The organism is Pseudomonas sp. CM25 (assembly GCF_013179705.1).
In the GTDB taxonomy this organism is placed as follows: domain Bacteria; phylum Pseudomonadota; class Gammaproteobacteria; order Pseudomonadales; family Pseudomonadaceae; genus Aquipseudomonas.
The window spans coordinates 1-8,369 of record NZ_JABMCW010000248.1; the positions used below are offsets into that span (position 1 = coordinate 1).

Annotated in this window: 9 protein-coding genes; 6 read left to right on the forward strand and 3 right to left on the reverse strand. The window is 60.7% G+C overall.

What is annotated here, in order from left to right; translation table 11 throughout:
- Together HP546_RS21650 and HP546_RS21655 are read left to right on the forward strand one after the other, a co-directional pair.
- A partial coding sequence (locus HP546_RS21650) for a pyruvate kinase alpha/beta domain-containing protein (RefSeq protein WP_306125415.1) occupies window positions 1–319 on the forward strand: 319 nt, incomplete at its 5' end.
- A 148-nt stretch (window positions 320–467) separates the two neighbouring features.
- On the forward strand, window positions 468–1,343 hold the full coding sequence (locus HP546_RS21655; RefSeq protein ID WP_172229282.1) for an urea transporter: 876 nt from the start codon (window positions 468–470) through the stop codon (window positions 1,341–1,343).
- 7 nt (window positions 1,344–1,350) lie between these two features.
- Here HP546_RS21655 and HP546_RS21660 read toward each other — a convergent pair whose 3' ends face one another.
- On the reverse strand, window positions 1,351–2,178 hold the full coding sequence (locus tag HP546_RS21660) for an RHS repeat-associated core domain-containing protein (protein WP_172229284.1): 828 nt from the start codon (window positions 2,176–2,178) through the stop codon (window positions 1,351–1,353).
- Between the two features lie 159 nt (window positions 2,179–2,337).
- Between HP546_RS21660 and HP546_RS21665 the strand changes: the two genes are divergently transcribed.
- Window positions 2,338–3,156, forward strand: coding sequence for an ion transporter (locus HP546_RS21665; RefSeq protein ID WP_172229286.1), 819 nt, complete (start codon window positions 2,338–2,340; stop codon window positions 3,154–3,156).
- Between the two features lie 218 nt (window positions 3,157–3,374).
- Window positions 3,375–4,376 carry a sulfate ABC transporter substrate-binding protein gene (locus tag HP546_RS21670; RefSeq protein ID WP_172229288.1) on the forward strand — a complete coding sequence of 334 codons (1,002 nt, stop codon included), beginning with the start codon at window positions 3,375–3,377 and terminating at the stop codon, window positions 4,374–4,376.
- A 123-nt stretch (window positions 4,377–4,499) separates the two neighbouring features.
- On the opposite strand, the gene HP546_RS21675 is transcribed toward HP546_RS21670, so the two are convergent.
- Window positions 4,500–5,426 (reverse strand): class I SAM-dependent methyltransferase, encoded by a 927-nt coding sequence (locus tag HP546_RS21675; protein WP_372242451.1) that lies wholly within the window; start codon window positions 5,424–5,426, stop codon window positions 4,500–4,502.
- A 155-nt stretch (window positions 5,427–5,581) separates the two neighbouring features.
- Complete coding sequence (locus HP546_RS21680; protein ID WP_172229292.1) at window positions 5,582–6,481, reverse strand: DMT family transporter; 900 nt, start codon at window positions 6,479–6,481, stop codon at window positions 5,582–5,584.
- Window positions 6,482–6,614: 133 nt separating this feature from the next.
- Between HP546_RS21680 and HP546_RS21685 the strand changes: the two genes are divergently transcribed.
- Entirely contained in the window at window positions 6,615–7,052 is a 438-nt protein-coding gene (locus tag HP546_RS21685; RefSeq protein ID WP_172229294.1) for an Lrp/AsnC family transcriptional regulator, read from the forward strand.
- 472 nt (window positions 7,053–7,524) lie between these two features.
- On the forward strand, window positions 7,525–8,369 hold an 845-nt coding region (locus tag HP546_RS21690), incomplete at its 3' end, for a cytosine permease (protein ID WP_172229296.1).

Below are 8,369 nucleotides of genomic sequence, written 5' to 3' on the forward strand. Positions count from 1 at the left end.
CATCCTGCCGGTGGCGGTGCTGGTCAACTACAGCGAGTCGGGCGCCTCTACCCTGCGTACTGCGCGCGAGCGACCACGGGCACCGATCCTCAACCTGACGCCGAACCTGAACACCGCGCGCCGCCTGAGCGTGGCCTGGGGTGTGCACTCGGTGGTCAACGACCGCCTGCGTCAGGTTGACGAGGTGGTTTCAACTGCGCTGGAAATTGCCCAGGCGCAGGGTATGGCAACCCGTGGCGACACGCTGCTGATCACTGCCGGTGTGCCTTTCGGCAAGCCGGGGTCGACTAACACCCTGCGGATCGAGACCTTGATCTGAGATTGCAGGGGGCGCTTTGCGCCCCCTGTGGGAGCTGGCTTGCCGGCGAATGGAGGGCGCAGCCCTCCCCCAACACATAAAGCACACCTGCGGAAAACCTGAGGCCCAAAGAGGCCCACCGCCCTCCACCCACCTCACTGACTGCCCCATGTACAGTAAAAATTCCGTCAACCCGTGCCCCGACTGGGCCACGGCTATGCTCAACGGCTTCAGCCAGGTACTGCTGCTGCGCAGCCCCCTGTGCGGCCTGTGCTGCCTGCTGGCCATCCTGCTCACCGCGCCCAGCCTGGTCGGCGGCGCCCTGCTCGGCGCCCTGGCCGGCCTGCTGACTGCCCAGGCCCGCGGCTACGACCGCGCCGACCGCCAGGCCGGGCTGTACTGCTACAACGGCGTGCTGATCGGCATCCTGATCTGCGCCGTGCTGCCCTGGTCGGTCATTCTGCCGCCGCTGATCATCGCTGCGGGTGGCCTGTCCAGCATCATTACCCACCAGTGGCGCAAGCGCGGTGGCAAGCTGTTGATCGCCTATACCGCGCCGTTCGTGCTGTTGGGCTGGGCCACGCTGCTGCTGGCCGACCCCGGCACCTCGGCGTCGGTCGACGCAGCCCCTCTATTTGCCGTATTTCGCGGCGTGGGCCAGATCTTCCTACTGGACCAGCCCATGGCAGGGCTGCTGATCGCCGGCGGTTTGTACCTGGCTAATCCCTATGCCGCCACCTGGGCGATAATTGGCTCATTGCTAGGCGCCGGCGTAGCTTGGCTAGCCGGCGATTTCCAGGCGGCATGGCTTGGACTTTATGGCTTCAACGCCGCGCTGGCGGCACTGGCATTCAGTCGGCAAGGAGAGCGGCCGTGGGTGACACTGCTGGCGATCGTCATGGCGATCGTTATTCAACGAACTGCGTCCAACCTCGACCTGCCGCTGCTGACTGCTCCATTCGTCGTCGCCAGCTGGGTCATGGGCGCCGTCCTGGTTCAAATGAAACCAGGCAGATCGCATCAAGACTTGACCCAACGCATGTGAAGGCCACTTAGTTCGATGATGTACTTCTAGTGCGCTGCATTAGAACGGAAAGATCATCACCATAGTCGTTGCTCTGGACATTCAGGCTGAGATCGGCAATTCCGACGGCTCGGGCTTTCCCCACTTTAGGCGATATGGCCTCGAGAAGAGTATCGACGTTAAACTTGAATTTTCTAAAACCAGCGTTCAGAAGGCCTTCGACTGTGCTTGGAGGAGCTTTGCTTGCCGGAATAAACAAATCGTCACGCCGATAAAAAACCTCGTCGCTCAAGAAGGAGTCAAATACCCTAGTTCTGGAGAGCTTTTCCCCCTTGATCTTAGTCCCAAACCCCATGAACTCATACCTTTCAAATTGTTCGCCTTTAAGTTTGTATACCGTCCTTTTCTTACCAAAATTTTCTATATCAATCAGTGGTCTAAGAAAATCGCGAAGGGGTTCCTTCGGTAGATTGAATTTATTCAACCGCTTGGTAAGAAGCGTTCTGCCACGTCCCGAAGGATCGTGAAAATTTACGGGATCGCCAGAGCAGTATGCGTAGGCGTTGACTCCGCCCGCACCAAAGGGGCTTAGGCTGTCGGAGCTCAGGAACCGCATGATTGCCGGGCGATACACCCTGTGCCCGTTGCCCATCAGATATCCCTGCACGGCGGGATCAAACCACTGCCCGACAAACCGCAGCCCGCCGCCGGCCCGCTGCTTGGGAAGCTGCCCATAGGGTGGAAAAGACCACTCCTCACGACGAACGCGCTGATCGGCGACGGTACTACCGAGGCCATCATCCTGCAGCAGAAGGGTTTCGCCGGCGCACGGGGGTGAAGCAGGTAATCCAGACATTCTGTTCGCTCCATTTTCAAGCAGACTGAGGCTCAATGATGGCCGCTGCCCTTGCAGCGGAAAACTGGCATTTCTAACAGTTCCCTAGCTCTGCGCCGGCTTGTGCATCTCACCCGCGCACCTTAGTGTTGATCATCAACGTCAAGTATCAGGTACCTCATGTCCTCGCAATCTTTGCGCGAACGCCTCTACGTCATCGTCTTCCAGACCGACACCGTAGCCGGCCGGCGCTTCGACAAGATCCTCCTGCTGATCATCCTGGCCAGCCTGGTCACGGTAATCCTCGACAGCATCGACGAGGTTCACCAAGGCTACGCCGGCCTGCTGGCCGCCATCGAGTGGGGCTTTACCGCGATCTTCCTGGCCGAGTACATCACCCGCCTGTACTGCTCGCCCAAGCCATTGCGTTACGCCTTCAGCTTCTACGGCTTGGTCGACCTGCTGGCGATCGTGCCGGGGGTCATCGCGCTGTACTACAGCGACGCCCAGTACCTGCTGATTATCCGGGTGATCCGGATGCTGCGGATCTTCCGCGTACTAAAGCTCAGCCCGTACCTCAAGCAGGCCAACTACCTGATGGAGGCGCTGCGCGGCAGCAAGCAGAAGATCATCGTGTTCCTGGTCAGCGTATCGACCCTGGTGACGGTGTTCGGCACCTTGATGTATGTGATCGAGGGGCCGGAGCATGGCTTCACCAGCATCCCCAAAGGGATCTACTGGGCCATCGTTACCCTGACGACGGTAGGCTTTGGCGACATCGTGCCGAAAACGCCACTCGGGCAGGTGCTGTCGTCACTGGTGATGATTACCGGTTATTCGATTATTGCCGTGCCGACCGGGATCTTCACCGCAGAGCTGGCCAATGCAATGCGCGGCGAGCAGTTGCAGCATGATTGCCCGACCTGCCACAAGAAAACCCATGAGCATGGGGCGGCGTTCTGTTCCCGGTGCGGGAATGGGTTGTTTCCCAAACAGTGATGTTGCCTGATCTGGCCCTATCGCCGGCAAGCCAGCTCCCACAAGTGCACTACAGCTATCAAGCCTTGTGCAGTACCTGTGGGAGCTGGCTTGCCGGCGATGGGGCCGGTATAGGCAGCGGAATAACCAAAGTCATTTTTGTTCTTTAATCCGCGCAAACCCACCCGCTATAGTCGCTGGCAACCTGCCCCAAAAACCTTCAAGAACAAGGACGCAACGTGAAAAAACTCTTCACCGCCTCGCTGCTCGCCGCAGGCCTGGCGCTGGGCAACATCGCCCAGGCCGCCCCGACCCTGCTGAACGTTTCCTACGACGTGATGCGCGACTTCTACAAGGACTACAACCCGGCCTTCCAGAAGCACTGGGAAGCCGAGCACAACGAGAAGGTCAACCTGCAGATGTCCTTCGGCGGCTCTAGCAAGCAGGCGCGTGCGGTGATCGATGGTCTGCCGGCCGATGTCATCACCATGAACATGGCCACCGACATCAATGCTCTGGCCGACAACGGCAAGCTGGTGCCGGACAACTGGGTGACCCGCCTGCCGAACAACAGCGCGCCATTCACCTCGGCCACCGTGTTCATCGTGCGCAAGGGCAACCCCAAGGCGCTGAAGGACTGGCCCGACCTGCTCAAGGACGGTGTGCAGGTGATCGTGCCCAACCCGAAGACCTCGGGTAACGGCCGCTACACCTACCTGTCGGCCTGGGGCTATGTGCTCAAGCAAGGCGGTGACGAGAACAAGGCCAAGGAATTTGTCGGCAAGCTGTTCAAGCAGGCACCCGTGCTGGACACCGGCGGCCGTGCGGCCACCACCACCTTCATGACCAACCAGATTGGTGACGTGCTGGTGACCTTCGAGAACGAAGCCGAGATGATCGCCCGCGAGTTTGGCCGCGACCAGTTCGAAGTGGTCTACCCGAGCGTGTCGGCCGAAGCCGAGCCGCCGGTGAGTGTGGTCGACAAGGTGGTGGCGAAGAAAGGCACCCAGGCCGTAGCCGAGGAATACCTGAAGTACCTGTGGTCGCCAGAGGCCCAGGAAATCGCCGCCAACAACTACCTGCGCCCGCGCGACGCGACGGTACTGGCCAAGTACACCGACCGTTTCCCGAAAGTCGATTTCCTGTCGGTGGAGAAGACCTTTGGTGACTGGCGCACCGTGCAGAAGACCCACTTCAACGATGGTGGGGTGTTTGACCAGATCTACACCAATAATCAGTAATTGATGCAGGCAAGTCGGCACTATCGCCGGCAAGCCAGCTCCCACAAGTACTGCACAGGTCTTGCATACTGTGCAGTCCCTGTGGGAGCTGGCTTGCCGGCGACAGGGCCGGTGCAGGCAATATCAGATCTGACGGAATACCAAGGCTTTGAGCCCCCCCGCCGGGTCCACATCCGGAAATTCCGGCGGGTTTTCCAGGCGCTCGACAAATGCCAGTGTCGGCGCCTGCTCCGCCATCCCCTCTATCAGGAATTCCGGCCCGATCCCCGGGTCGTTCACGCACGCCAGCACTGTCCCACCCTCGTTCAGCAGCTCTGGCAAGCGCCGCAGAATCTTCGCGTAGTCCTGAGTCAGCACGAAACTGCCGCGCTGGAACGTCGGCGGGTCGATGATGATCAGGTCATACGGCCCATACTTGCGCACCTTGCCCCATGACTTGAACAGCTCGTGCCCCAAGTACGCCACCCGCGAGGCATCGTGACCATTGAGCCGATGGTTGTCCCGTCCACGAGCCAGGGCCGACTTGGCCATGTCCAGGTTCACCACCTGCTCGGCGCCACCGGCAATCGCTACCACCGAGAAGCCACAGGTGTAGGCGAACAGGTTCAGCACGCGCTTGCCTGCAGCCTGCTCGCGCACCCAGCGCCGGCCATGACGCATGTCGAGGAACAGGCCGTTGTTCTGCCGCACGCCCAGGTCCAGCAGGTAGGTCAGGCCGTCCTCGACCACCTCGCGTTGCTGGCATGGCTCGCCCAGCAGCCACTGGCCCGGGCTGTCGGGCAGGTAGCGGTGCTGGATGATGATGGCTTGACCAGACCACAGTGGTTGCTCGGCCAGGCTGCGCAGCATGGCTTCCAGTTCGGCCAGCTGGCCTTCGGGCGGCTCGCGGAACAGCGCGACCGACAACACCCCTTGCAGCCAGTCGACGGTGACCTGCTCAAGGCCCGGCCAGCAGCGGCCGCGGCCGTGGAACAGGCGGCGGGTTTCCTGCGGGGCAGGGTCGAGGGCGGCGAGCAGATGTTGCTCCAGAGTCTGGATGGGCGAGGTCATGGTGGGTCGCAGGCTGGCAAAAAGCGGCATTCTACCCCCTGAGGGCGCTTTGCGCCCTATCGCCGGCAAGCCAGCTCCCACAGCACAGCACTACGCGTGAGGCTTGCGCAATAACTGTAGGAGCTGGCTTGCCGGCGATAGGGCGCGAAGCGGCCTCAATGGCCCTTGACCACTAACACCTTGGGCCTGAACCACCAGCCCTGCTGCATCCCCGCCGCGGCCAGCAGGATCAACCCCACCCCCAGCCACTGCAGCGGCGCCAGGCGATGCCCGAACGCCACCCAGTCGACCAGAATCGCCGCAATCGGGTAGATGAACGACAGCGCGCCGGTCAACGCCGTGGGCAGGCGCTGGATCGCGCTGTACAACAGCACATACATCAAGCCGGTGTGCACCATGCCCAGGGTCAGCAGGCTGGTCAGCGCCGGCACTTCAACCGGCAGCCCGCCGAGCTTGACCCACGGCGCCAGCAACAGCACGCCTGTAGTCACCTGGATCAAGGCGATCAGATGCGGGGGTGTGCCACTGAGGCGCTTGATGATCAACGCCGCAATTGCGTACAGGAACGCCGCCCCCAAGGCCAGTGCGATGCCCAGCAGGTAGTCCTCGCCGCCCCCCTGCCCCGTGCCATGGGCGCTGACGATGGCCAGCATGCCGAGGAACGCCACGCTCAGCCAGGTGAGCTTGGCCAAGGTGATCTTCTCGCCTAGAAACAGCGCCGCCAGGCCTACCAGTATGAACGGCTGCACGTTGTACACCGCCGTGCCGATAGCGATGGACGCTCGCGAGTACGAGGCAAACAACAGCAGCCAGTTACCGACGATGGCCATGCCACTGACAATTGCCAACAGGAACACCGTGCGGCTGATCACACCTGGCCGCAGAAAACCGAACGCAGCGCAAATCACCAGCAACGTCACCGCGCCGAACACACAACGCCAGAACACTACGTCCAGCACCGGCTGACCCGATACCAGCACGAACCAGCCTATGGTCCCCGAAATCAGCATGGCAGCGACCATTTCCAGCGAACCACGGCGCAACGAACTGTCCATCCCACACCTCCCATTGACGATGGCAACAGTATGCGAAGGTTACTGGCGGGCCTTCCAGCGGAAAACCAAGGCAAATTAGAAAGCTGACCTTTACTATCAAGGCAAATTACATGGTTTACCTAACGAGGCGAAAATGACGGATGACATCGACCAGACCCTGATCAATGCGTTGATGGAGGACTCGCGCCGCTCGCTCAAAGCCTTGGGCCAGGTCAGCGGGTTGTCCGCGCCCAGCGTCAGCGAGCGCCTGCGCCGCCTGGAAGAGCGCGGCGTGCTGCGCGGCTACACCGTGGAGGTGGACCCGCACGCGTTTGGTTACCAGTTGCAGGCGATCGTGCGCATTCGCCCTTTGCCGGGGCAGTTGCACGAGGTGGAGCGGCAGATCATTGCCATCCCCGAGTTCACCGAATGCGACAAGGTTACCGGCGAGGACTGCTTCATCGCCCGGCTGCACGTGCGCTCGATGGAGCAGCTGGACACCTTGCTCGACCGTATCAATGTACTGGCCGATACCAATACCGCGATCGTCAAGAAGAGCCCGGTCAAGCGGCGGTTACCGCCAATGAATTGATGTCAGCGGTGCCCCGAAAAGGCCCGCACTGGAAAAGCTGCCTATTTTTTGTACACAAGAATGTCACCTTATGTGCCATTTTTGTGTGCACTTTTTAGGTAACGCCCCAATACGTTACACCGTACTCACAACTAATTTTGACCAAATGATCAACTAATTATGCCTCTTGAAATTTAAACCTGTTCATTTGGTCAACTTATAACTTCGTTATTTCATCAACTTATCTTTCAACTAGATAGATTCAAAATGATGGCCACCTGAAGTGTGCTTTTCCCTTGGCATGGAACTGGCTTTTGTGTGTTCGTGTTTTGTATACAAACCGACCAAAACATAAATACACAAGAACTCGCGACGCCGCCCCAACAGCGGCCGCCGCGCCCAGAACCCTGTGATGCCAACGCTGCACCGACGAGATGGCGAGCCCGTGCGCATGCCCGCTCATCGCAGTCACGTGCATCAGGAGCCCGCCGGAATGAGCAACAGCCTCGACCTTGCCCCTGAACTATCCGTCGCCAGCACCCACCCCGCTTCCACCCTCGCCGGCAACCCGCCGGAACTTGCCCTGAGCCCGCGCCTGCATAACCGCGACCTTGCCCCGACGCGCATCGAAGGCAGGCGCTGGGGGCGCTACAGCATCTTCGCTTTGTGGACAAACGATGTGCACAACATCGCCAACTATTCGTTCGCCATGGGCTTGTTCGCCCTCGGCCTGGGTGGCTGGCAGATTCTACTGTCGCTGGGCATTGGTGCGGCGCTGGTGTACTTCTTCATGAACCTGTCGGGCTACATGGGGCAGAAGACCGGCGTGCCGTTCCCGGTCATCAGCCGCATCGCCTTCGGCATCCACGGCGCGCAGATCCCGGCGCTGATCCGCGCGGTCATTGCCATTGCCTGGTTCGGTATCCAGACCTACCTGGCGTCAGTGGTGCTGCGCGTGTTGCTGACGGCCGTGTGGCCGCAACTGGCCGCCTACGATCATGACAGCATTCTCGGCCTGTCGAGCCTGGGCTGGGTTTGCTTCGTTGCGATCTGGCTGGTGCAGCTGGGGATCCTGGCCTACGGCATGGAGATGGTGCGCCGCTACGAGGCTTTCGCCGGCCCGGTAATCCTGATGACGGTCGCCTCCCTGGCGGTGTTCATGTACATCAAGGCTGACGCGCATATCGCCTGGTCGGTGGCCGCACCACTGACCGGCGTTGATATGTGGCGCAACATCTTCGCCGGCGGCGCGCTGTGGCTGGCAATCTACGGCACCCTGGTGCTGAACTTCTGTGACTTCGCCCGCAGCTCGCCGTGCCGCAAGACCATCCGCGTCGG